Annotated in this window: 21 protein-coding genes, 2 pseudogenes and 1 riboswitch; of the genes and pseudogenes, 10 read left to right on the top strand and 13 right to left on the bottom strand. The window is 76.2% G+C overall.

What is annotated here, in order from left to right:
* Positions 1-19: 19 nt before the first annotated feature.
* Positions 20-535 (bottom strand): ATP-binding protein, encoded by a 516-nt coding sequence (locus tag JKP76_RS04595; protein WP_200489744.1) that lies wholly within the window; start codon positions 533-535, stop codon positions 20-22.
* A 130-nt stretch (positions 536-665) separates the two neighbouring features.
* Between JKP76_RS04595 and JKP76_RS04590 the strand changes: the two genes are divergently transcribed.
* On the top strand, positions 666-1352 hold the full coding sequence (locus JKP76_RS04590) for a GAF and ANTAR domain-containing protein (protein WP_200489743.1): 687 nt from the start codon (positions 666-668) through the stop codon (positions 1350-1352).
* Here JKP76_RS04590 and JKP76_RS04585 read toward each other — a convergent pair.
* From JKP76_RS04585 to JKP76_RS22100, 3 genes and pseudogenes are all read right to left on the bottom strand, one after another.
* Positions 1349-2299 (bottom strand): nucleoside hydrolase, encoded by a 951-nt coding sequence (locus JKP76_RS04585; protein WP_200489742.1) that lies wholly within the window; start codon positions 2297-2299, stop codon positions 1349-1351. The two genes, JKP76_RS04590 and JKP76_RS04585, sit on opposite strands and share 4 nt — an antisense overlap.
* Positions 2300-2393: 94 nt before the next feature.
* On the bottom strand, positions 2394-2993 hold the full coding sequence (locus JKP76_RS22105; protein ID WP_309232841.1) for an amino acid permease: 600 nt from the start codon (positions 2991-2993) through the stop codon (positions 2394-2396).
* A 101-nt stretch (positions 2994-3094) separates the two neighbouring features.
* Positions 3095-3613: pseudogene (locus JKP76_RS22100) on the bottom strand (amino acid permease); the annotation flags it as partial.
* A 528-nt stretch (positions 3614-4141) separates the two neighbouring features.
* Between JKP76_RS22100 and JKP76_RS04575 the strand changes: the two are divergent.
* Together JKP76_RS04575 and JKP76_RS04570 are read left to right on the top strand one after the other, a co-directional pair.
* Positions 4142-4993, top strand: a complete 852-nt coding sequence (locus tag JKP76_RS04575; protein ID WP_200489741.1) for a hypothetical protein — start codon at positions 4142-4144, stop codon at positions 4991-4993.
* Positions 4994-5682: 689 nt separating this feature from the next.
* Positions 5683-8217 (top strand): SpoIIE family protein phosphatase, encoded by a 2535-nt coding sequence (locus JKP76_RS04570; RefSeq protein WP_309230032.1) that lies wholly within the window; start codon positions 5683-5685, stop codon positions 8215-8217.
* A gap of 7 nt (positions 8218-8224) precedes the next feature.
* Here JKP76_RS04570 and JKP76_RS04565 read toward each other — a convergent pair whose 3' ends face one another.
* From JKP76_RS04565 to JKP76_RS04550, 4 genes are all read right to left on the bottom strand, one after another.
* A complete protein-coding gene (locus tag JKP76_RS04565; RefSeq protein ID WP_309230031.1) occupies positions 8225-8626 on the bottom strand; it encodes an ATP-binding protein in 402 nt (133 codons plus the stop codon).
* 143 nt (positions 8627-8769) lie between these two features.
* Positions 8770-9534, bottom strand: a complete 765-nt coding sequence (locus tag JKP76_RS04560) for an energy-coupling factor transporter transmembrane protein EcfT (protein WP_200489738.1) — start codon at positions 9532-9534, stop codon at positions 8770-8772.
* Complete coding sequence (locus JKP76_RS04555; RefSeq protein WP_309230029.1) at positions 9531-10937, bottom strand: ABC transporter ATP-binding protein; 1407 nt, start codon at positions 10935-10937, stop codon at positions 9531-9533. Before JKP76_RS04555 ends, JKP76_RS04560 begins: the two co-directional genes overlap by 4 nt.
* Before the next feature lie 38 nt (positions 10938-10975).
* Complete coding sequence (locus JKP76_RS04550; RefSeq protein WP_200489737.1) at positions 10976-11596, bottom strand: ECF transporter S component; 621 nt, start codon at positions 11594-11596, stop codon at positions 10976-10978.
* A riboswitch (TPP riboswitch) is annotated at positions 11593-11696 on the bottom strand. Its footprint overlaps the gene before it by 4 nt.
* A 217-nt stretch (positions 11697-11913) precedes the next feature.
* On the opposite strand from JKP76_RS04550, the gene JKP76_RS04545 reads away from it, so the two are divergent.
* Positions 11914-12501, top strand: a complete 588-nt coding sequence (locus JKP76_RS04545; RefSeq protein WP_309230028.1) for a GNAT family N-acetyltransferase — start codon at positions 11914-11916, stop codon at positions 12499-12501.
* On the opposite strand, the gene JKP76_RS04540 is transcribed toward JKP76_RS04545, so the two are convergent.
* Together JKP76_RS04540 and JKP76_RS23245 are read right to left on the bottom strand one after the other, a co-directional pair.
* Positions 12411-12794 (bottom strand): rhodanese-like domain-containing protein, encoded by a 384-nt coding sequence (locus tag JKP76_RS04540; protein ID WP_200489736.1) that lies wholly within the window; start codon positions 12792-12794, stop codon positions 12411-12413. The genes JKP76_RS04545 and JKP76_RS04540 overlap by 91 nt on opposite strands.
* A 132-nt stretch (positions 12795-12926) precedes the next feature.
* A pseudogene (locus tag JKP76_RS23245) lies at positions 12927-13959 on the bottom strand (NADP-dependent oxidoreductase).
* A gap of 88 nt (positions 13960-14047) precedes the next feature.
* Here JKP76_RS23245 and JKP76_RS04530 point away from each other — a divergent pair.
* From JKP76_RS04530 to JKP76_RS22930, 5 genes are all read left to right on the top strand, one after another.
* The gene (locus tag JKP76_RS04530) at positions 14048-14974 is read left to right on the top strand and encodes a haloalkane dehalogenase (RefSeq protein WP_200489735.1); all 927 of its coding nucleotides are present in this window, start codon (positions 14048-14050) and stop codon (positions 14972-14974) included.
* A 5-nt stretch (positions 14975-14979) separates the two neighbouring features.
* Positions 14980-16101, top strand: coding sequence for a class I SAM-dependent methyltransferase (locus JKP76_RS04525; protein WP_200489734.1), 1122 nt, complete (start codon positions 14980-14982; stop codon positions 16099-16101).
* 56 nt (positions 16102-16157) lie between these two features.
* A complete protein-coding gene (locus tag JKP76_RS04520; RefSeq protein ID WP_200489733.1) occupies positions 16158-16310 on the top strand; it encodes a hypothetical protein in 153 nt (50 codons plus the stop codon).
* A 338-nt stretch (positions 16311-16648) separates the two neighbouring features.
* Positions 16649-17134 carry a bifunctional 2-polyprenyl-6-hydroxyphenol methylase/3-demethylubiquinol 3-O-methyltransferase UbiG gene (locus JKP76_RS04515; RefSeq protein ID WP_200489732.1) on the top strand — a complete coding sequence of 162 codons (486 nt, stop codon included), beginning with the start codon at positions 16649-16651 and terminating at the stop codon, positions 17132-17134.
* Positions 17135-17275: 141 nt separating this feature from the next.
* A complete protein-coding gene (locus JKP76_RS22930; RefSeq protein WP_200489731.1) occupies positions 17276-18280 on the top strand; it encodes a sensor histidine kinase in 1005 nt (334 codons plus the stop codon).
* A 36-nt stretch (positions 18281-18316) separates the two neighbouring features.
* Here JKP76_RS22930 and JKP76_RS23240 read toward each other — a convergent pair whose 3' ends face one another.
* From JKP76_RS23240 to JKP76_RS04495, 3 genes are all read right to left on the bottom strand, one after another.
* Positions 18317-20185: a sensor domain-containing diguanylate cyclase gene (locus tag JKP76_RS23240; RefSeq protein ID WP_200489730.1), complete on the bottom strand. Its 1869-nt coding sequence runs from the start codon at positions 20183-20185 to the stop codon at positions 18317-18319.
* Between the two features lie 30 nt (positions 20186-20215).
* On the bottom strand, positions 20216-21229 hold the full coding sequence (locus JKP76_RS04500; protein ID WP_200489729.1) for an ATP-dependent DNA ligase: 1014 nt from the start codon (positions 21227-21229) through the stop codon (positions 20216-20218).
* 73 nt (positions 21230-21302) lie between these two features.
* A complete protein-coding gene (locus tag JKP76_RS04495; RefSeq protein WP_200489728.1) occupies positions 21303-22769 on the bottom strand; it encodes a SulP family inorganic anion transporter in 1467 nt (488 codons plus the stop codon).
* 138 nt (positions 22770-22907) lie between these two features.
* Between JKP76_RS04495 and JKP76_RS04490 the strand changes: the two genes are divergently transcribed.
* Positions 22908-23480, top strand: a complete 573-nt coding sequence (locus JKP76_RS04490; protein WP_200489727.1) for an NADPH-dependent FMN reductase — start codon at positions 22908-22910, stop codon at positions 23478-23480.
* Position 23481 lies beyond the last annotated feature (1 nt).

The following is a 23481-nucleotide window of genomic DNA, read 5'->3' as shown; positions in this document are numbered from 1 at the left end:
GAGGGGTCGCCGCTCGAGCTCAGTCCCGGCGGGAGTCACCCGAGCGCGGCTCGGGGAGCCGGTCGCGCTGCGCCTGCTCGGGGGCCGCGGCGCGACCCGACGGCAGCCGGGCCCAGACGTGCTTGCGCCCGGGCCGCTGCTCCCAGCCGAAGCTGGAGGACAGCTGGGTGACCAGGTGCAGCCCCATCCCGCCCAGGGCGGGGTCGCGGTCGATGGCCGGGACGGGCGGCTTCTCGGGGGCCTCGTCGCTCAGGTCGAGCAGCCAGCCCTCCGCGCCGGCGACGACGAGGGCGCGGACGTCCCCGCCCCCGTGGCGGAGGGCGTTGGAGGCGAGCTCCTCGAAGACCAGCAGCAGCCCGTCGCGGGCGTCCTCGGTCGACGCGGAGGCCACCGAGGGGTGGGCGATGCGGGCGCGGAGGTCCGAGCGGACGCGGGAGACGACGTGCATCGCCTCGAGCTGCCAGTGCCAGACGTCGCCGGGGACGGAGGGGACGGGCGCCGTGGGCCACGCCTCCCGGACCGGCTCGTCGCCCATGCCATCTCCTCGCGTCTGCTGCGCACGCGCCGCGGGGAGGTCCCCCGGCAGCGCCACCATCCTGACCGATCACGCCCCCACGCGCGAAGGGGGGCGGGGAACACCGGGCGGTCCGGGGCACAATGCCGGGGTGGACGACCTCATGCGCGACCTGAGCCGGGTGGTGCTGGCCGACCGCTCCCTCGAGGAGACCCTCGGCGAGATCACGGTCATCGCAGCCCGTGGCGTACCCGGTGCGGAGTCGGTCTCCACGACGCTGCTCCGCGGCGACAAGCCGTTCACCGCTGCCCACTCCGGCGAGATGGCCCTGGCCGCCGACGAGCTGCAGTACGAAGAGGGCTATGGGCCCTGCATGGACGCCGGCCGCGGCGGGGTGGTGCTGCGGATCGACGACACGCACACCGAGCAGCGCTGGCCCAGCTACGTCGCGCGCGTGCGCGAGCAGGGCGTCCGCAGCTCGCTGTCGGTCCCGCTGCCCTACCAGGGCACCGTCATCGGCGCGCTGAACGTGTACTCCTCGCGGCCGGAGGCCTTCCTCCCGGACGAATCGCTGCGCACCGCCCGGGAGGTCGCGGAGGCGATCGCGGTGGCGGTGGTCAACGCCACCGCCCACCACCGGCTGTCCGAGCAGAGCCGGAACCTGCAGATCGCGATGGAGTCGCGCGCGGTCATCGAGCAGGCGAAGGGCGTGCTCATGGCGCAGCGGGGCGTCGACGGCGACGCGGCGTTCGAGATCCTGCGCGACGCCTCCCAGCGCTACAACCGCAAGCTGCGGGAGATCGCCGTCGGCATCGTGGCGTCGACCCGGGCGGGCTAGGCCCCCGCGTCCAGGCGGGCCAGCCGCGACACGAGGAACTCGACGGCGGCCGCGCTGTCGACGGTCTCGGCCACCTCGACCGCCGACGGCGAGGTCGCGACCGCCCGCCGGTCCACGAGGGTCTGCCCGCGACCGGCGCCCAGGGTGGTGTCGACGACGACGTCCCGGCGGACGGTGCCGACCGTGCCCGGGACGATCGCCTCGGTGAGCGCCAGCGCGTCGTGCACGACCACCCCGGCGGTGCCGTAGGCGCCCCGCGCGTGGTCCAGGTACTGCTGCAGGATCGCGGCCGCCGTGGCGCCGATCGGGCCGGCCGCGGCGAACCGGGCGATGCCCTCCTCGGTCAGCACCGTGGGCAGGGTGACGTCCAGCCCGACCATGACCGTGGGCAGGCTCGAGCCGAGCACGGCGGCGGCCGCCTCGGGGTCGGACCAGATGTTGAACTCCGCCGCGGCGGTGACGTTGCCGCCGCGCGCGGCCGAGCCGCCCATGACGACCAGCCGGCCGATGCGGGCGGCGGCCTCCGGGTAGACGGCCAGCAGCAGCGCGATGTTGGTGAGCGGCCCGATGGGCGCGACGGTCACCGGTTCCGGCGAGCTCATCAGCAGCTCGGCCAGCGCGACGACGGCGGGACGCGGGTCGACGCGGGCGGGGGACGGCGGCAGCTGCACCCCGCCCAGGCCCTCGGCGCCGTGCACGTGGCCCGCCCGTTCCGGCTGCGGGTGGATGAGCGCGGCCTGCGCCCCGGCGGCCACCGGCACGTCGGAACGTCCGGCGAGGTGCAGCACCCGCAGCGCGTTCTCCGTCGTCAGCGCCAGGTCGACGTTGCCGTGCACGGTGGTGACCAGCCGGAGGTCGACCTCCGGGCTGGCCAGTGCGAGCAGGATCGCCAGCGCGTCGTCGATGCCGGGGTCGGTGTCGATCACCAGGGGGATGCGGGCGGTCACCGACGCATCCTGCCAGTGGCCGCGCCTCCTCCCCCGAGGGCGGGGTCGCGGGGCTTCGCGCGGCTCGCCGGACCCCGGGAACCCCGCTCTCGCGTCAGCTCTCGTCGCGCAGCGGCTCGTGCGTCGCCTTCCACCACGGGGCCTGGGCCAGCAGGTACAGGACGACGCCGACCGCGAGCAGGATCGCCGCGCGGAGCCAGGTCCCGGCCTCCTGCTTCCACAGCAGCAGCAGGCAGGAGGCGACGGCGAGCACCGGGACGACGGGCCACACCCGGAAGTGGTCGGCCTCCACCCGGTCCTTGCGCAGCACGAGGACGGCGGTGTTGGTGCTGAGGAAGACGAACAGCAGCAGCAGGACGACGGTGTTGGCCAGCTCGCCCAGGTCGCCGGTGAGCGTGAGCGCGATCGCCACCAGCGTCGTCACCAGGATCGACACCCACGGCGTCCGGCGGCCGGGCAGCACCCGGGCCAGCGGCCGGGGGAGCAGCCCCTGCTCGGCCATCCCGAACACCAGGCGGCTGGCCATGATCATGGTGAGCAGGGCGCCGTTGGCGACGGCGATCAGCGCGATCGCGCTGAACAGCTCGTCGGGGACGCCGACGTCGGCTGCGCGCACGACCTCGAGCAGCGGGCCGGAGGAGTCGGCCAGCTGGTCGGCCGGCAGCACGACCGCCGCGGCGAGCCCGACCAGCACGTAGACGACGCCGGCCACCAGCAGGGCGCGCCGAAGAGCGCCATCGGGTAGACCCGCCGCACGTCGCGGACCTCCTCCGCCACGTTGGCGGAGGTCTCGAAGCCGACGAAGGAGTAGTAGGCGATCAGCGCCGCGGCCAGCACGCCGGAGGCGACCCCGACGCCGTCGGGGAACTCGGTGACCCGGCCGACGTCGCCGTCGCCGCGACCGAGCACCAGGGCGCCGAGGATGACCACCAGGACCAGGCCGGACACCTCGATGACGGTCATGACCACGTTGGCCCGCACGGACTCCTTGATGCCGCGGGCGTTGACCAGCGCGACGACCACGAGGAAGACGACGGCGGCGGGGACGGCCGGCACGTCGAGGAAGACGCCCAGGTAGTCACCGCCGAAGGCCAGCGAGAGGCCGGCCGCGCTGGTGACGCCGGCGGCGAGCATGCAGTAGCCGACGAGGAAGGAGACGAGCGGGCTGCCGAAGGCCCGCTCGGCGAACACCGACGAGCCGCCGGCCCTGGGGTACTTCGTGACCAGCTCCGCGTAGGAGGCCGCGGTGAGCATGGCGAGCACGAGGGCGACCAGCATCGGGGCCCAGACCGCGCCGCCGACCTCGCCGGCCATCACGCCGAACAGGGCGTAGATGCCCGCGCCCAGGACGTCGCCGAGGATGAACAGGAACAGCAGCTTCCCCGTCACCGACCGCTTGAGGCGGGTGTCGTCGCCCGCTGGCCCTGGTTCGGTGGAGGTGGCCGTGGCGCCCTGCTCGTGATCATGCACGGGCCGAGTCTCGGAGCGTGCCGCGCGGGCGGCAATTCGGCGGGTGGCCCGATCGGGGGAGCGGCGTCGTCCGCGCGGTGTGGCGGCACCGGTACCGGCCCGCCCCGGTACCGCGACACGCGGGCGCGGCGCGGCCCGCGCCGGAGTGACCGGTGGGGTCGGTGTGCCGTTCCACGCTCGGAACCCGCCTGCTTGTCGACAAGGGCACGGCCCGGGGGACGGGTCACCGGCCGCCGCGGGACCCCCGCGCAACTATTCGGTCACGCGCCCTCCAGGACGTGTCCCGGACGGCCGTCGCGCGCGGCCCGACTGCCTAGCTTTCTCCTTGTCCGCGACACCTTCCCCGGTCGCGGACGACGACCTGGAGGCGACATGAGCAGCAGCGAGGCGAGCGCGATGGCGCTGGCACGCCGGGGCGCGCTCCCTCCCGACGCGGGCGGCTCCCTGTCCGGCCTCGTCGCCGTGCTGGACCGCGCCGACGCGGGCCGGCGGTCCCGGCCGGTGCACACGGCCGCCTTCCGCGCGACGGTGCGCCCGGTGCCGCTGCGCACGATGCAGCTGGCCCCCTCGGCCCGGCCCGCCCGGCTGCCCGTCGTCCCCGCGCCGCGCACGCCGACCGTGACCGTCGTGCCCGACCGCGTGCGCCGCCCCGTCGCGGGGCTGCGCGACCTCACCCGCCGGATCGCGCTGTGGGGCGGCGGGGCGAACGGCGAGCACCTGGCCTGGCGCACGCCCGAGCCCGCGCCGTCGGTGTCCCTGCGTCGGCGGCTGCACGCCCTCACCCGGCGGGCCGCCCACTGGGGTGCCGGCCCGCACGGCGAGCACCTCGCGTGGGGCCGCCCGGCCCCCGTGGAGGTTCCCGCGCCGACCCGGGTCGACGCCCCGGTCGTCCTGCGCGAGCTGCCCAGCACCCCCACGATCCGGCCCGCGGCGCCTTCCCCCGCCGTGGCGCTGCTTCCCGCACCGGTGGGCCCCGTCCGGCCCGGGTGGGCACCGCCGCCCCCCGGCTGGCCGCAGCCCCCGGCGTGGCGCACCCCCGCCCCTGCCCGCTCCGCCGCCGTCGCCCGGCCGGTGCCCGTGGCCCGGACCGCGACACCCGGTGCGGGACGGACCGTTCCCGCCGCCCGCTCGCCCGCGGGTGGGGCGCGCGCCGGGCCGGCCCGCGCCCGGGGGGACCCGTCCTCCCGCGCCGAACCCCGCCGGACGCCTCCCGCGACCGGCTGACCCCGCGCGATCCACGGAGAACCGGCCGTGGACGCCGTCCTCCGCTCCACCCGAGCACGCCGCGACCGTCCCCCTCATGCCGGGGACCGCGACCGCGCCTCGGTCGTCCGAGTGCGACCCTCCCGGGCCGTCCTCGGCGCACTCCTGGCCCACCCCGACGGTGCCCCTCCGGGCGCCGGCCGCTGCTCCGCCCGACGTTCCGCGCCTCGATCCCCCGCCGACTGCAGCACGCAGCGCGCGGACCCTCCCCGGAGGCGCGCACCGACGAGGGGCCGGCTGCCGGATCCGGATCCGCCGCGGTGAGACCAACAGGCCCTGCCGGTACCCGGTGCGCTCACGTCCGCCTGCGTGAGCCGCACGGGTCTCTGACCGGCAGCACCTGGCCGGGCGGCGCCGATGCAGCCCCGGGTCCGGCCCCGCACCACGACCGGCGCGGTCCGGGAGCAGCCGGCCCGGGCGCCGCGGAGGACGACGAGCTCGCACCACCCGCACGATCCGCCGAGCGGCGGGCACCTCCCGGAACGCCTCCGCGGGCGGTGCCCGCCGCTCTGCTGCGTCCCGGGTCCGCGCCGTTCGGCCCCGCCGGGGAGAATGGCCCCCGGCGGGCCGCTTCCGGCGCCGTGGACGGATGCCGGCGAGGGGGGACGACGAACGTGACCTCGGTCGATCCCACGGTCGATACCACCGCCGTGAACCGGGTGTCCGCCGTCCGCCGGCTCGAGGCGACGGCCGTGGGCTCTGCCGCGCTGCAGCGGCTCACCGCGCTGGCCGTGCAGCTGCTGGGTGCCGACGCCGCCCAGGTGTCGCTCTTCGGTGACGACGAGCTGGTCCTCGGCGGCACCGGCCTCCCGCAGGGCACCGTGGGCATCCGCGTGCCCCTGACCGAGTCCCTCTGCGGCGTGACCGCGGCCGCCTCGCCGGACCCGGTCGTGGCCCCGGACGCGCACCGCGACCCGCGGCTGGCCGCCCTGCCGCCGGTGGCCTCCGGGGAGGTGGGCGCCTACCTGGGCATCCCGCTCACGGTCTTCGAGGGCCAGGTGGTGGGTGCCCTGTCCGCCTTCGGCCGCGAGCCGCGGCCGTGGGGCGACGCCGACGTCGCGCTGCTCCGCCAGCTCGGTGACTCGGTGGCGATCGAGCTGCAGCTGGCCGCCGAGGTGCGCGAGATGGAGTCCAGCCGGCTGGCGTTCGAGCTGGCCATCGACGCCGCGGGCATCGGCAGCTTCGACTGGGACCTGGTCAGCGGGCGGCTGGTGTGGGACGACCGGCTCAAGGAGCTGATGGGCTTCGACCGCGACTCCTTCGACGAGACGATCGACGCCTTCGCCCAGCGCTGCCACCCCGACGACCGCGAGCGGACGATGGAGGCGCTGCAGGAGGCCATCGACGGCGTCGGGGAGTACGACGCCGAGTTCCGCGTCGTGCTGCCCTCCGGGGAGACCCGCTGGATCCAGGGCCGCGGCCGGGCGCTGGCCGACGACGCCGGGATCGCCGTCCGCGTGGTGGGGGCGGGGTACGACACGACGGCGCAGCGGACCGCGGACGCGCGGGTCGCCCGCGTCATGGAGTCGGTGAAGTCGGCGTTCTTCACCCTCGACCGCGCGTGGCGGTTCACCTACCTCAACGCCGAGTCCGAGCGGGTCCTGCAGACGACCCGCGAGGAGCTGCTGGGCGCCGTCGTCTGGGACGCCTTCCCGGACGCCTCAGAGGCGGAGTTCGGCCGCCGCTACCGCGAGGCCGTGTCCACCGGCCGGGAGCAGGTCTTCGAGGCCTACTACCCGGCACCGCTCGACGCGTGGTTCGAGGTGCGCGCGTGGCCCGGCCCGGACGGGCTGTCGGTCTCCTTCCTCGACGTGTCCGACCGACGGGCCGCGCAGGAACGGGCGCGTCGGGGCGCGGAGCGGCTGCGGCTGGTCGCCGAGACCACCGGCGCGATGGCCGAGCGGCTGGCCAGCGGGGCCGGTGAGGAGCAGGCGGTCCAGCGGGTGGCCGAGGCGCTCGTCCCGATCAGCGGGGACTGGGTGATCGCCAGCTTGGTCGATGCAGACGGGCGGATGCGCGACGTCGCAGGCTGGCACCGCGACCCGGAGCTCCGGGGCGCCGTCCGCAGGTACGCCGCGCTGCGGCTGGCCGCCCTGCCGCCCGACGCCCCGATCCTCCGCGCGCTGGCCTCCGGGCAGCTGCGCGAGGTGCCCGACGTCCAGCAGGCGGTCGGCCGCTTCCTGCCGCCCGGCGAGGTCAAGGACGTGCTGGACGCGCTCGCCCCGAAGACCGCCGTCACGCTGCCGCTCGTCGCCCGTGGGCGCACCCTGGGCGCGTTGAGCGTCTACCGGTCGGCCGATCGCGAGCGGGCCGACGCCGACGACGTCGCCACGCTGCGCGACATCGCCGACCGCGTCGCACTGGCGCTGGACAACTCCCGCCTCTACGAGCAGCAGCGCCGGCTCGCCGAGGGCCTGCAGCGCAGCATGCTGACCGACCCGCCGGAGCCGGACCACGCCGAGATCGTCGTGCGGTACCTGCCCGCCGTGGAGGCGGCCGAGGTGGGCGGCGACTGGTACGACGCCTTCCTGCAGCCGAACGGCAGCACCGTGCTGGTCATCGGGGACGTCGTCGGCCACGACACCGCGGCCGCGGCGGCGATGGGCCAGCTCCGCGGCATGCTGCGCGGCATCGCCTACCGGGACGGCATCGGCCCCGCCGCCGTCCTCACCGGTCTGGATGCCGCCATCCAGGGGCTCGGCATGGGGACGATGGCGACCGCCGCGATCGCCCGGGCGGAGCAGACCCCCGAGGAGCGCGCGCAGGGCCTCACCCGGCTGCGCTGGTCGAACGCCGGGCACCCGCCGCCCCTGGTGCTGCACCCCGACGGTCGGATCGAGGAGCTCGCCACCGAGCGGGCGGAGCTGATGCTCGGCGTCGACCCGACCGCGCGCCGGACCGAGTCCGTGCTCACCGTCCGGCGGGGGGCGACGATCCTGCTCTACACCGACGGCCTGGTCGAGGGCCGGGACCTGCCGCTGGACGAGGGCATCGCCCGGCTGCGGGAGGCGTTCGCGCAGCTCGCCGACCGCCCGCTCGCCGAGCTGTGCGACGAGGTGATCCGCCGGCTGCGCCCGGAGGGCCTGCAGGACGACGTCGCGCTGGTGGCGATCCGGCTGCACCCGGAGGACCGGCCGCGTCCCCGGGAGGCCGGGCCGCAGCAGCTGCCGCCCGGCATCGGCTGACCGCGGGTCAGCCGCGGGGGAGCAGCGCCCAGACGTGCTTGGCGCTGCGGCCGGCGTACCAGCCGTGGCGCAGCGCCATGCGGGCGATCAGGTACAGCCCGAGGCCGCCCTGGCTGGGGTCGCGGTCCACCGCCGGGGTGGGCGGCTGCGCGGGAGCGGAGTCGGACACCTCGATGAGGTACCCGGTGTCGGTGAGCCGGACGGCCGCCTCGACCCGGCCACCGCCGTGCCGCAGGGCGTTCGAGGCCATCTCGTCCAGCGCCAGGATGAGCTGGTCCAGCACGTCCGGCTCGACCTGGTCGGCCACGGTGGCGCGGACGTCGGCCCGCATCCGGGGCAGCTCGGCGACCTCGCCGAGCTGCCAGTGCAGGAGGGGTTCGGCTGCCGGAGGGGCAGCGGACGGCCACACGCGATCTGCCGCTTGCCCCGTCACGTGCTGACCCCTCGCATCCTCGGCCGCCGTGGACATGGCTCGCCGAACACCTGTGTATGGGCTCGGCAGTCCGCCGCCAAACCTGGATGCGACGTACGTCACCCCGAGGGGTCGGCCGGTCAGCCGAGCACGGGGTGCCAGCTGCCCGCCCGGACGCTGACCAGCACGGCGACCAGGCAGACGACGACGGCGCCGACCAGGTAGGCCGCGTCCCGGGCGCGCAGCCGCGAGCCGCGGGCGTTGCTCCGCGGCACCCCCGAGTCGAAGCCACGCGCATCCATGGCCGTGGCCAGCCGCGTGCCGCGCCGGACCGCCCCGACGAGCAGCCCGAACGCCGTCCCCGCGAACAGCCGCGCGTGCGCGACGGGGTTGCGCCCGGGCTCGATGCCCCGTGCCCGGCGGGCCTGCCGGATCGTCTGCCACTCGGTCGCCAGCAGCGGCACCAGGCGGAGGGCGGCCAGCGCGCCGTAGGCGAACCGGGTGGAGACCCGCCAGTGCAGGGTGAGGGCGTCGGCCAGCCGCACCGGATCGGTGGAGGCGACCAGCAGGACGCCGGGCAGCGCGAGGGCGAGCACCCGCACCGCCAGCGCGACCGCCGAGGACCACCCGCCGGCGTCCGCGTCGCCGAACAGCACGTTCACCCAGGCGACGCCCGCAGCGCCGAGGAGCAGCGGCCAGGTGCGGGCGAGCAGGGCGCGGGGCCGGCCCAGGCCGGCCGCGGGCAGCAGGCAGACCTCGGCGGCGAGCAGGACCAGCGGGGTGAGCAGGTCCCCGCTCACCAGGAGCACGGGCAGGACGACGCCGAGCGCGCCCAGCTGGGCGACCGGGTTGATCGCGGACAGCGGCACCGGACGCACCGGGCCGAGAGCCAGCGGCGAGCTCACGCGGTCACCACCTCCTGCGCCGCCGGGCCCAGCCGGAGGACGTCGTCGGCCAGGGCCGAGACGACCGCGGCGTCGTGGGTGACCAGCACCAGGGCCCGGCCGGCCTCCTGCTGCTCGGCGAGCAGGGTGACCAGCTCGCTCCAGGTGTCCCGGTCCTGCCCGAACGTGGGCTCGTCGAGCACCAGCACCGACGGCGCGGTGGCCAGCGCCGTCGCCACCGACAGCCGGCGCTGCTGGCCGCCGGAGAGGGTGAACGGGTTGGCGTCGGCGAGCGCGGCCAGGCCGAGCCGCTCCATCAGCTCGTCGGCCCGGCGGTGCGCGGCGTCGTCGCCGGCGCCGCTGCGCAGCGGGCCCAGCGCGAGCTCGGCCCGCACCCGGCCGGTGAGGAACTGGTGCTCCGGGTGCTGGAAGACCGTGCCGATGCGCCGCACGAGGTGGTCGGCCCGCCAGCGGTGCGGCGGCCGGGCGGGCCGGGGCAGGCCCGCGGTCAGGGACGGCCCCGCGGTCACCCGCCCGGTGGTGGGGCCGCGCAGCGCGGCGAGCAGCAGCGCGAGGGTGGACTTGCCCGCGCCGTTGGGTCCGGTGACGGCCAGCGTCCGGCCGGCGGGCACCGCGACGTCGGTGGGCGGGAGCGCGGGGGCGGTGCCGCCGCGGTGGGTGAAGCCGGCGGCCTCGGCGCGCAGCAGCACCTCCCCGGCCGCCCGGGACGTCCGGACCGGCACCCGCAGCGGGGCCGGCGCCCAGCCCGGCCCGTGCTCGACGGCGCCACCGCCGGGCAGCAGCTCGACGACGCGGTCGACCAGCGGCAGCCAGGCCCCGGCGTCGTGGTCGACGACGAGCAGCGTGGTGGCGCGGTCGGCGACCGCCCGGTCCACGGCCGCCCGCACGATCGCCGCGCCGTCCGGGTCGAGCTGCGCCGTCGGCTCGTCGAGCAGCAGCAGGCCCGGCCGCCCGGCGAGCGCGCCGGCGAGCACCAGCCGCTGCTTCTGCCCGCCGGAGAGCGCGGCGGTGGCCCGGTCGCGGCCGTACGGGAAGCCGACGGCGGCCAGCGCGGCGTCGACGGCCGGCCAGATCCGGTCGGCGGGGAGGCCGGCGTTCTCCAGCCCGAAGGCGACGTCGTCCCCGGCCCGGGTCATGACCAGCTGCGCGTCGGGGTCCTGGAAGACGATCGCCGTCCCCGAGCGGGCCTCGGACGCCGTCCGCCCGGCGACGGCCAGCTCGCCGGCCTGCTCGCCCTGCTCCTCGCCGAGCAGCCCGGCGAGCGCGTGCAGCAGGGTGGACTTGCCCGCGCCCGAGGCGCCGGTGAGCAGCACCCGCTCCCCGGGCTGCACGCGCAGGTCGACCGCGCGCGCGGCCCAGGCGTGCCGGCTGGCGTAGCGGAACCCCCAGCCGGTCAGCCGCACGGCGGCCGGCCCGGCGGCCGCCGTGCTGCCGTCCGTGGTCAGACCCGTGTGCGGCCGGCCGGGAAGGCCGAGAGCGCGCCGGTCGCGGCCAACGAGCGCCGCAGCCAGGTGCCGCCGACGCCGGCGATGAGCACGGTGCTGGCCGCGACCAGCGCCACGTAGCTCAGCTGCCAGGTCGCCGACCAGTCGGCGTAGTAGTTGACGAGGTCGAACAGCGCCGCCGCCACGCCCGCGCCGAGCGCGGCGAGCAGCGCCTGCGGCCAGCCCCAGCGGCGGTAGCCGAACGCGGCGAACCCGACCTCGCCGCCCACGCCCTGCACCAGGCCCTGGAGCAGCACGAGCGTGCCCCACGCGGAGCCGAGCAGCGCGGAGACGACGGCGGCGAGGAACTCGGCGAAGAGCCCCGCGCCGGCCTTGCGGACGACCAGCGGCGCGAGCACCGCCGGGATCAGCCAGACGCCGTACATGACGGCCTGGCCGGGCGGGAACGCGGTGAACGGCGCGTCGAGCGCCGCCCAGAGCAGGCCCCACGCCCAGAAGACGACGCCGAAGGCGACGCCGAGGACGGCGGTGACGACGATGTCGACGGTGCGCCAGCGACTGGTGCCCCGCCCATCGGCGGCACCGGTGGACGACGGGTGGACGGCCTGATCGGCCATGTGTTCCTCCAGACTCCCTGCGCCGGCATGACCCGGATCAGGTTCGAGGGTCTGCGGGATCCCGCACTCTCAGCGCCGAAGCGCTCCCCTGCTGTGAATGTGTGTGTTCAGTTGTGCCGCCGAGCGTAGACCAGCCCGTGCGCGCCGTCCCCACCAGGACTTTCTGTACCGAAAGTCCCTCCCCTCCCCGGACTTTCTGTACCGAAGGTCCCTCCCCCCCGGACTTTCGGTACCGAAAGTCCCTTCCCTCCCCGGACTTTCGGTACCGAAAGTCCCCCGGGTCGCTGCGGGGCGGGGGGTGCGGCGACGATCGGGAGGTGTCCGCAGCCCCGCTCCCCGAGCCCCTGGAGCCCGTCGTCCTCCCCGCCGGCCCGGTGCGGCTGCGCCCCTGGCGGGAGGACGACGTCGACGAGGTGTGGACGGCGTTCCAGGACCCCGACATCCGGCTGTGGAACGGCGGCGGCGTCGCCTCGCGCACCGACGCCCTCGTGCTGCTGGGCCGCCGGCTGGACTGGAGCTCCGGCGACCACGCCTCGTGGGCGCTCGTCGAGCCCGGCCGGGACGACGTCGTCCTCGGGTCGGTGTCGCTTCACTCGATCGACCGCTTCCACGGCGGCGCCTCGGTCGGCTACTGGACGGCGCCGGCGGCGCGGGGGCGGGGCCTGGCGGCGGTCGCCGTCGACGCCGTGTGCCGGTGGGCGTTCGCCACGCTGCCGATCGAGCGGGTCGAGCTCTGCCACGCCGTCGAGAACACCGCCTCGGGGCGGGTCGCCGAGAAGGCCGGCTTCACCCGCGAGGGCCGGCTGCGGCGTTCCTACCGGTACGGCGACGGCGCGACGCATGACGAGCTGCTGTGGTCACGGCTGGCCGACGACCCCGCACCCGGGCTCAGCAGCCGCAGCTGACCCCGGCCGGGGCGGTGAGGCGGGTCGGCCGGGCGCGCGGACACGCCGTCCGCCGTCGCCACCGGCAGGCCCTCCCGGGCCCAGTACTCGAAGCCGCCGATCATCTCCCGCACCCGGAACCCGAGCCGGGCCAGCGCGAGGCCGGCCCGGGTGGCGCCGTTGCAGCCGGGTCCCCAGCAGTAGGCGACGACCGGCACCGCCGGGTCGAGCTCGGTGGCGGCCCGGCGGGGGATCTCCGCGCCGGGCACGTGGCCCTGCGCCCAGGCCTGCGCGCCGCGGCTGTCCGGCAGCACGAAGCCGGGGTCGCCGGATGCGAGGACCGCAACGATGCTGCCTCGCTCTGCCGGTGGGTTCCGGACGTTGCCGCCGCGATCGCGACCGCAACGTCCGGAACCGGCCCGCAGAGCGGGCGACCGGCGAGCAGGTCAGACGTCGTCGGCCAGCTTGACGACCATCTTGCCGGTGTTGCCGCCGCGCAGGAGGTCGATGAAGGTCGCCGCGGCCTGGTCCAGGCCCTCGCGGACGGTCTCGCGGACCACCAGCTCGCCGGAGGTCACCAGTGGCGTGACCTTCTCGATGAACTCGTCGCGCATGTCGTAGTGGTCGCCGACGATGAACCCGCGCAGGCTCAGCTTGCGGCCGACCATCAGGCTCATGTTGCGCGGCCCGGGCGGCGGCTCGGTGGCGTTGTAGGCGGAGATGGCCCCGCACAGCGCGCCCCGGCCGAACTCGTTGAAGGCGCCGATCGCGGCCTCGAGGTGCTCGCCGCCGACGTTGTCGAAGTAGACGTCGATGCCGTCGGGCGCGGCCTGCGCGAGCTGCTTGGCGACCGGGCCGTCGTGGTAGTCGAACGCCGAGGTGAAGCCGAGCTCCTCGGTCAGCCAGCGCACCTTGTCCGGGGTGCCGGCGCTGCCGATGACGGCGGCGGCGCCGTGCAGGCGGGCGAGCTGGCCCACGATGCTGCCGACGGCGCCGGCGGCACCGGAGACGAAGACGACGTCGCCGGCCTTGAACTCGGCGGAGCCGGAAGAGGCCGGCCCACGCGGTCAGCCCGGGCATGCCCAGGACGCCGAGGTGGTAGCTCGGCGGGATGCCGGGGAGCTCGGGGAGGACCTGGACCGCACGGGCGTCCAGGACGGCGATGTCGCGCCAGCCGGCGTTGGTGGAGACCAGCGCGCCCTCGGGGACGTCGGCGGAGCGGCTGTCGACGACGCGGCCGATCGCGCCGCCCTGCATGGTCTCGCCGACCTCCCACGCGGCGGCGTAGGACTTGCCCGCGTTCATCCGGCCGCGCATGTACGGGTCGACGGACATCGCCAGCATCCGGACGACGACCTGGCCGTCCGTGGGGTCGGGCCGCTCGAGCTCGACCAGGCGGAAGTCCTCGGGCTTCGGCTCACCGTGCGGACGGGCCGCCAGCTGCCACTCGCGTGTGGTTAGGGACACACCCGCGATCATGCCTGCGCCCGCCCCGCGGCCTCGCGCGGGGGGCGACCGCTCGAGCGGGACCCCGCGCGAGCCCGGGGCGCCTGGCAGGGTGAGATGCATGGAGACGCTGCGCACGCCCGAGGAGCGGTTCACCGACCTCCCGGAGTTCCCTTACGCGCCCCGCTACGTCGAGGTCGACGACGGCGAGGGCGGCCGGCTGCGGGTCGCCGTCGTCGACGAGGGGCCGGCGGACGGCGAGACCGTCCTCCTGCTGCACGGGGAGCCGTCGTGGTCCTTCCTGTACCGGCGGATGATCCCGGTGCTGGTCGACGCCGGGCTGCGCGTCGTCGCCCCCGACCTGGTCGGCTTCGGCCGCTCGGACAAGCCGGCGCAGCGCACCGACCACACCTACGCCCGGCACGTGGCGTGGATGCGGCAGGCGCTGCTCGACGAGCTGGACCTGCGCGACGTGACGTTCGTCGGGCAGGACTGGGGCGCGCTCATCGGCCTCCGGCTGGTGGCCGAGAACCCGGAGCGCTTCGCCCGTGTGGTGATCGCCAACGGTGGGCTGCCCACCGGCGACCGCCCGGTCACCGAGGCGTTCCTCGCGTGGCGCCGGTTCTCGCAGGAGTCGCCGCAGTTCCAGGTCGGCCGGGTGGTGAGCAACGGCTGCACCAGCGACCTGCCGGCCGACGTGGTCGCCGCCTACGACGCGCCCTTCCCCGACGAGCGGTACACCGCCGGCCCGCGGGTGCTGCCGGCCCTCGTCCCGGCCGACGCCGACGACCCGGCCGCCGCCGACAACCGCGCGGCGTGGGAGGTGCTCTCCCGCTGGGACAAGCCCTTCCTCACCGCCTTCTCCGACGGCGACGCGATCACCCGCGGCGGCGAGCGGGTGTTCCAGAAGCTGGTCCCGGGCGCCCAGGGGCGGACCCACCCGACCCTGGTCGGTGGCGGCCACTTCCTGCAGGAGGACGTCGGGCCGGAGCTCGCCCGCGTCGTCGCCGACCTGATCGCCGCCACCCCGCTCCCCGAGGGGCAGTAGTGGCCATGTCCGCCCCCGAGCTGTTCGCCGCGCTGCGGCGGGCGCCCGACGTCGAGGCGCCGGAGCTGGTCGCCGTCGACGCGACCGACCGGCTGCTGCTGGACGAGGGCGCGGCCGCGCTCGCGCTCTGCGGGCCGGGCGAGGTCGCCGTCGTCGACGACGCCTACGGGGCGCTCACCCTCGGCGCGGTGGCGCTGCACGGCGCCCGCGACGTCCGGGTGGCGCAGGACCTGCTCGTGGGGGAGCGGGCGCTGGCCCGCAACGCCGAGCGCACCGGCCTGGCCGGCACCTACCGCTCGCTGCCGCTCGAGGAGGTCGCCGCCGGCGCCCGCGTGGTGCTGGTGCAGGCCCCGAAGGCGCTGGACGCGCTGCGCGAGATCGCCGAGCGGATCGCCGACGTCGCCGCCCCCGACGTGACGGTGCTCGTCGGCGGCCGGGTCAAGCACATGACCCGCGCGATGAACGACGTCCTCGGCGACTCGTTCACCGAGGTCTCCGCGACGCTCGCCCGGCAGAAGTCGCGGGTGCTCGTCGCCCGCGGCCCGCGCCCCGGGACGGCGTCCTTCCCCCGCCGCCAGGAGCACCCCGACCTGGGGCTCACCGTGTGCGCGCACGGCGCCGCCTTCGCCGGGACGCGCGTGGACATCGGCACGCGGGCGCTGCTGGGCCGGCTCGACGCCATGGCGCCCGGCGCCGACGTCGCCCTCGACCTGGGCTGCGGCACCGGGGTGCTCGCCGCCGCGCTCGCCACCGCCCGGCCCGCGCTGCGGGTGCTCGCCGCCGACCAGTCCGCCGCCGCGGTCGCCTCCGCCCGTGCCACCGCCGCCGCCAACGGCCTCGGCGACCGCATCCGGGTGGTCCGCGACGACGCGGCCGAGACCGTGCCCGCCGGCAGCGTCGACCTCATCGTCTGCAACCCGCCGTTCCACGTGGGCGCGGCCGTCGTCACGACCGCCGCGGACCGGCTGTTCGCCGCCGCGGCGCGGGTGCTGCGGCCGGGCGGGGAGCTGTGGACTGTCTACAACAGCGCGCTGCGCTACAAGCCGGCGCTGACCCGCGTCGTCGGCCCCACCCGGGTCGCCGAGCAGACGCCGAAGTTCACCGTCACGGTGTCCACCCGGCGCTGACCCCACGCCGCCGGACCCCTTGTCGGCGGCGGGTGCCCGAGGCACGGTGTGGGGGCATGACGGACATGGCGGAGCTGAGCGCGCCCTCCGCGCTGGGCGACCGGCTGCTCGCGGCGGTGATCGGTGCGTTCGAGGCGGCCGCGGTCGACCTCGGCTGCCGGCTGGGCTGGTACGGCGCGCTCGCCGACGACCCGGCGACCGCCGCGTAGCTCGCCGCCCGCACCGGCACCGATCCGCGCTACGCGCGCGAGTGGCTGGAGCAGCAGGCCGTCGCCGGCTACCTGATGGTGGACCACGTCGCGGCGCCGCCGGACGACCGCTGCTACGCGCTGCCGGAGGAGCACCGCGCGGTCCTGGTGGACGACGACGACCCCGGGTACGCCGCGCCGCTGGCCAGGCTGGCCATGGCCTTCACCCGCAACCTGCCGCGGCTGGCCGAGGTCTACCGCACCGGCGGTGGGCTGAGCTGGGCCCAGAGGGCCCGGAGGCGCGCGAGGGCCAGGCGGCGGCGAACCGGCCGTTCTTCGTCGGGCCCCTGGTCGCCGAAGTGCTGCCGGAGGTCGACGCCGTGCTGCGCGGAGGCGGCCGGGTCGCCGACGTCGGGTGCGGGCTGGGCTGGTCCTCGATCGGGATCGCAGGGGGCTGTCCGGCGGTGCGGGTCGACGGCTTCGACGTCGACGCACCCTCCCTGGAGCAGGCGCAGCGCAACGCCCTCGCCGCCGGGGTGGCCGACCGCGTCACCTTCTCCCTCGCCGATGCGGGCGAGCGCACCGGCGACGGCAGCTACGACCTGGTGACGGCGTTCGAGTGCGTGCACGACCTGGCCGACCCGGTCGCGGTGCTCGCCGCGATGCGGACCATGGTGCGGCCGGACGGGACGGTGCTGGTGGTCGACGAGCGGGTCGCTGAGACCTCCACCGTGGTGCGGCCGGCCACCCCGCGCGGCTACGCCCGGCAGACCGGGTTCGCCGACGTGGAGGTGCTGCCCGTCGAGCACGACTTCTTCCGGTTCTACCGGCTGGTGCCGGGCTGACCTGCTGCCCCCCGTCGTCCGACCACCCGGCGCGCGGGCGCCGGAGCGGTTAGGGTGCCCCGGGTCCGCACGGGCGGCGGGCATGGCCGAGACTGGGCGGATGCGGCCGGCGACATCCGGCCCCGGACAGGGTGAGGGTCGGTGGATTCCACTGCGGGCGAGGTGACGCGGCACCCCGTGGTGCCCGGCCCCCGCACGCCGCCGTCGACGACCGTGACGCACGCGGCGGCCGTCGTCGGGTCCGACGCGGACCTGCTCGCCGTCGCCGTCCCCTATCTGGAGAACGGCCTGCGCGCGGGCGACCTGGTCGTGCTGAGCTGCCGCCCGGAGATGGCCGAGGTGGTGGCCGGCGCACTGGACGAGCGGCTGCGGGACGTCGAGAACGACCCGCGGCTGACGCTGCTGGGCAACCGCGCCCCTGATGCGTTCAGCACCGGCATCAGCTACCTGGAGCGCGCGAGCGCGAGCCGCAGCGGGCGGCTCCGGGTGCTGTCGGGGATCGACTTCGGGGACGACCCGGCCGGCTGGCGCGAGGGGCAGCGCTTCGAGTCCGTCGCCAACCGGGTCCTGGGGTCCGACGCCCCGCTCGCGTCGCTCTGCCTGTACGACCGCCGGTACCTGCCGGCGGCCGTCGTGGAGAGCGCCGCCGCCACCCACCCGCTGCTCGTCGACGGCGCTGCGTGGGTGGCCAACCCGCGGTTCCAGGACCCCGCCGAGTACGTGCCGGCGCTACCGCTCCCGAGGGAGCCGGTCGAGGACGTGCCGCCGGTCCTCGTCATCGAGGACGCCCCCACCCTGGCCGGCCTGCGGCACGACATCGGCGCGGTCCTCGCGCGGGTGGTGCGCGACCGGGACCAGCGGGAGGACGCGCTGCTGGCCGCCGCCGAGATCGCGGCGAACGCGTTCCGGCACGGCCGGCCCCCGGTGTCGGCCCGGGTGTGGGCCGACGACCGCGACCTCGTGGTCACGATCACCGACCACGGCTCCGGTTTCGCCGACCTGCTCGCGGGTTTCCGGCCCGCGCACGGGCCGGACCTCGGCCGCGGGGGCATGGGCCTGTGGCTGGCCCGCAAGCTCTTCGACCACGTCGACCTGCTGCCCGGCCCGACCGGCCTGACGGTGCGGCTGGCCTCCCGCTTGCGCTGAGCCCGCGTGCGCTGATCCCGCACGCGCCCGGCCGGCTCAGACCGGCTGGGCCGCCTCGCCGCCGAGCAGCGCCGCGGAGTCCTTGCCCGCGCGCTTCGCGTCGTACATGGCGGTGTCGGCCCGGTGCAGCAACCGATCCGGGGTGTCGCCGGGCCTGCCGAGCGCGCCGCCGATGCTCGCGGTGACCGTCAGCGTGGTGCCGCCCAGCGCCATGGGCGCGCGCAGCGAGTCCAGCAGCCGCTGCGCCACCTCGGCCAGGCGCGCGTCGTCGGCGTCCACCAGCAGCACGGCGAACTCGTCCCCGCCCAGCCGGGCGACGACGTCCTCGGCGCGCACGTCGCCGGCCAGCCGGGCGGCGACGGTGAGCAGCAGGTCGTCGCCGGCCGCGTGACCCAGGGTGTCGTTCACGGCCTTGAAGTCGTCGAGGTCGACGAAGAGCACCGCCGGCGGCGCGGCCGGGTCGATGGCGGCGGTGGCGGCGGCCAGCCGCTCGGAGAACGCCCCCCGGTTGAGCACCCCGGTCAGCGGGTCGGTCTGCGCCTGGCGCCGGAGCTCCTCCTCGAACAGCTTCCGGTCGGTCACCTCGCGGAGGTTCACCACCCAGCCGCTGATGTTCACGGCGTCCACCCGGCCGCTGAGCCGCATCTCCACCCAGCGGGTGCCGCCGGCGCTGTGCTCCAGGCGCAGGTCGGCGTCCACGGCGCCGGCGCCGGGGGATCCGGCCCGGCCGGCGGTGGCCACCGCGTCGCGCAGCCGCGCCCGGTCGCGGGGGTGCGCCAGCTCGACGGCGGTGCGGCCCACGTAGTGCGCCGGCGGCCGGCCGAGCAGCGTCTGGACGGCGGGGCTCATGTAGGTGACCACGCCGGTGGCGTCGACGATCGCGATCACGTCGGCCGAGTTCTCCAGCAGCAGCTGCAGGCGGGCCTCGCTCTCGGCGAGCGCGGCCCGGGTGAGCTCGCGCTCCCGGGTGAGCCCGGCGACCCGCCAGAGCGCCAGCCCGGTGAGCGCCGCGCTCCCCACGCTGAGCAGGTAGGCCTGCCCGCCGTGGTGGATGCCCAGCATGAGCAGCAGGGCCGGGCTGACCAGCAGGGTCGCGCCGAGGCTGACGACCCGGCCGGTGGTGACGACGTCATCCACCTCGGCCCGCTGGCCCAGCCGGGCGACCGACGGGTGCCGGCCGGCCAGCACGATCGTGGCGATGGCGAACAGGGTCACGTCGTCGAAGACGGTGGCCTCGTCCGGGACGCCGGTGCCCAGCTGCACGGCGAACCCGACGACGATGCACAGCCCGCCGGTGAGCAGCGCCCGGGCGCTGGTCGAGCGGCTGGAGCCCGAGAAGGCCAGCGGCACGCCGACCAGCAGGACGACGGCGGTGAGCAGCGGGAGGCCGGCGCCGACGCCGTCGATCCCGGTCGTCCCGGCGAACGCCAGCACGCCGAGCGCCCCGCCGAGCAGCAGGCCGAGGGCGTCCGCCCAGGTCTCCAGGCGGCGCCACGGCCGGCCGGCGACGAGCTGGGCCACCGCGGCCACCAGCAGGCAGCCGTACGCGATGACGTCGAGGGACACCTCGATCACGCCCAGGAACGGGGGGCCGCCGAGGAACACGGGGATGTCGACGAGGCTGCTGACCCCGAAGAGCAGCATGCAGCTGGCCAGGCCGAGCCAGGCGGCGACGGCCCCGGTGCGGTGCACGCGCAGGGCCACCGGGACGGCGGTCAGGCCGACGGCGAAGAACGCGGCCTCGGCGGCCGCCCGCCAGGCCCCCCGGGGGTCGACGACCATCATGACGACCACGGCGATCGCGACAAGACCGGCGTGCCGCCAGGCGGAGCGCGCGACGGGGTCGGCGGAGTTCCTCACGCCGATCCCATCGACCCGCCGGTAGATGATCTTGTGCGGCTTCACCCGCGAGGGGGAGGAGGGCCGCCGGGCGGCTCAGGCCAGCGGCGGCAGGTCCTCGACCCGGAGGTCGGCGCGGACGCGGAGGTACCGCAACGGGTGCCGGAAGACCCCTGCCTGCAGGGCGGCGTCGGCGCTCACCTCGACGACGACGTCGGGGCGCACGCGGGTCAGCGGCACCGACAGCCGGCCTCCGCCGAAGCGGCCGGTGCCGACGCGGTCGGGCCACGGGTGGTCGTCGTCCGCGGGCCGGAGGACGGCGGCGAGCTCTGCGCTCTGCCGGGGGTCCAGCGGCACGGTCCGGCCGACGACCACGAGCTCGCCGTCCCGGTAGCGGCCGGCGACCAGCTGGCTCGGCCGGTCCAGCGGGCCGATGACGCCACCGGCCACCACCTCGGTGCTCTCCCAGCTCTTGACCTTGAGCCACTCCCGGCGGCCGGGGGCGTACCGCGTGCCGGCTCCCTTCGCGACCAGGCCCTCGACGCCGGCGGCGCGGAAGTCGTCGAACCACTCGCGGGCCAGCACCGGGTCGGCGGTGCTGGGGGAGAGCTGCATCGGCGGCGCCCAGCGCGCGGACAGCGTCTCCAGCTCGGCCCGCCGGCGGCCCAGGGTCTGCTCGCGCAGGTCGGTGCCGCCCAGGGCGAGTACGTCGAAGGCGACGTAGGAGGCCGGGTGCGCGGCGACCTGCGCGGCGAGCCGGCCGGCCGAGGTCACCATGCGCTGCTGGAGCAGGCCGAAGTCCAGCCGGTCGGCGTGCCAGATGACGACCTCGCCGTCGAGCACCGTGCCGGCCGGCACCTGGGCGAGCGCGGCGGCCGCGACGTCGGGGAACCGGTCGGTGAGGTCGCGGCCCTGCTTGGACCACAGCCGCGTGCCGCTCCCGGTCCGCACGACCACGAGCCGGTAGCCGTCCCACTTGGGCTCGTACCGGCAGCCGCCGGGCAGCGCGTTGACCGGCGGGATCGCCCGCACCGGCTTGGCCAGCTGCACGCCCACCGGCCCGGTCAGCCCGGGCGGGAGGCCCGGGAGGCCGGGGGCGGTCTGCGGCACCGGACCAGCCTGGCCTCCGGCCCTTCCGCGCGCATCCCCTCCGGGCGAGGTCACACCCGATCGGGCGCGGGGTTCAGCCCAGCCGGCCGGTGTGCCGCGCGAAGCGGACGGCGGACTGCTCGTCGAGGCCGACGATCTGCACCTGCTTGCCCCGGGTGGCGTACCTGTGCGTGACGGCGTCCAGCGCGGCGACCGTCGAGGCGTCCCACACCTGCGCCCCGGAGAGGTCGACGACGACCTCGGCCGGGTCGCCGGCGTAGTCGAACTGGTAGACGAGGTCGTTGCTCGAGGCGAAGAACAGCGCCCCGCGCACGGCGTAGACCCGCCGGCCGCGCCCGTCGGTGGTGGCGGTGACCTCGACCAGGTGGGCCACCCGTCGGGCGAAGAGCACGCAGGCGACGAGGACGCCGACGCCGACGCCGACGGCCAGGTTCGAGGTGGCGACGACGACGGCCACGGTCGAGACCATGACCGCGGTCTCGCTGCGCGGCATCCGGGGCAGCGTCCGCAGGCTGTGCCAGTCGAAGGTGGTGAGCGACACGAAGATCATCACCGCGACCAGCGCCGCCATCGGGATGGCCGCGACGACGTCGCCCAGGGCGACGACGAGGACGAGCAGGAAGACGCCCGCGAGGAACGTCGACAGCCGGGTCCGGGCGCCCGCCGTCTTCACGTTGATCATCGTCTGGCCGATCATGGCGCAGCCACCCATGCCGCCGAAGAAGCCGGTGACCACGTTGGCCACGCCCTGGCCCCACGTCTCCCGGGTCTTGTCGGAGTGGCTGTCGGTGATGTCGTCGACGAGCTTCGCCGTCATCAGCCACTCCATCAGCCCCACGAACGCGATCGCCAAGGCGTAAGGGGTGATGATCCGCAGCGTCTCCCAGGTCAGCGGGACGTCAGGGAGGACGAGAGACGGCAGGCCGTCGGGCAGCCGGCCCTCGTCCCCGACGCCGGGCAGGTCCAGCCCGGCGGCGACGGCGAGGCCGGTCAGGGCGACGATCGCCACCAGGGGAGCCGGGACGGCGGTGGTCAGCCGGGGGAACAGGTAGATGATCGCCAGCCCGGCGGCGACCATCGGGTAGACCAGCCACGGCACGTCGACCAGGTGGGTCAGCTGGGCGCTGAGGATCAGGATCGCCAGCGAGTTGACGAACCCCACCATCACGCTGCGCGGGATGAACCGCATGAGCCGGGCGAAGCCGGCCAGGCCCAGCAGGATCTGGACGACGCCGCCGAGGATGACCGCCGCGATGAGGTGCTCCACCCCGTGCGAGGCGACCAGCGGGGCGATGACCAGGGCGATCGCCCCGGCCGCCGCGCTGATCATCGCAGGCCGGCCGCCGGTGAACGCGATGACGACCGCCGTCGTGAACGAGGCGAACAGCCCGACGCGGGGATCGACCCCGGCCAGGACGGAGAAGCTGATGACCTCGGGGATGAGCGCGAGGGCGACCACCAGCCCGGCCAGGATCTCGGTGCGGGCCACCCGCGGGGTGAGCCAGGCGGGTCGGGTGGCGCGGAGGGCGGGCAGCGGCATGGTGCGCCCATCCTGCCCGCCGGAGGGGCCTCCCGGCCGGGGCGCACGGTGCGTCACGGGTCACGCACGGTCCGGGAAGCCGTCTGGCCGCCCGGCCGTTCCCCCCGGAGTCACCGCCGTCCCCCGCGAGGAGCACCCGTGAGCCGTCCCGTCCTGCAGGTCGTCGCCGCCAGCACCCGTCCCGGCCGGCGCGGCATCGCCGTCGCCCGCTGGATCGAGCAGCTGGCCGCGGAGCACGGCGGCTTCGACGTCGAGCTCGTCGACCTCGCCGAGGTCGGGCTCCCGTTGTTCGACGAGCCGCACCACCCGCGCCTGCGCCGCTACGAGCAGCCGCACACCCGCGCCTGGAGCGAGACGGTGGACCGCGCGGACGCGTTCGCGTTCGTCACGCCCGAGTACAACCACTCCTTCCCCGGAGCGCTCAAGAACGCTCTCGACTTCCTGTCCGCCGAGTGGGCCGACAAGGCCGCGGGGCTGGTCACCTACGGCGGCGCCTCGGCCGGGCTCCGGGCCTCGGCCGCGCTCAAGCCGGTGCTGGGCGCGCTGCGGATGGTGCCGGTCGTCGAGGCGGTCTCGGTGCCGTTCTTCGCGCGCTTCATCGACGAGGAGGACGTCTTCGTGCCCAACGTCGAGCTGGAGGCCGGTGGCAAGGCGATGCTGGACGAGCTGCTGCGGGTGACGGCCGGGCTCCGGGCACTGCGCACCGCCTGAC

Source organism: Blastococcus sp. TML/C7B (assembly GCF_016612845.1).
Classification (GTDB): Bacteria; Actinomycetota; Actinomycetes; order Mycobacteriales; family Geodermatophilaceae; genus Blastococcus.
The sequence above is the reverse complement of the archived record's forward strand: the minus strand, read 5'-3'. Positions and strand labels throughout refer to the sequence as shown.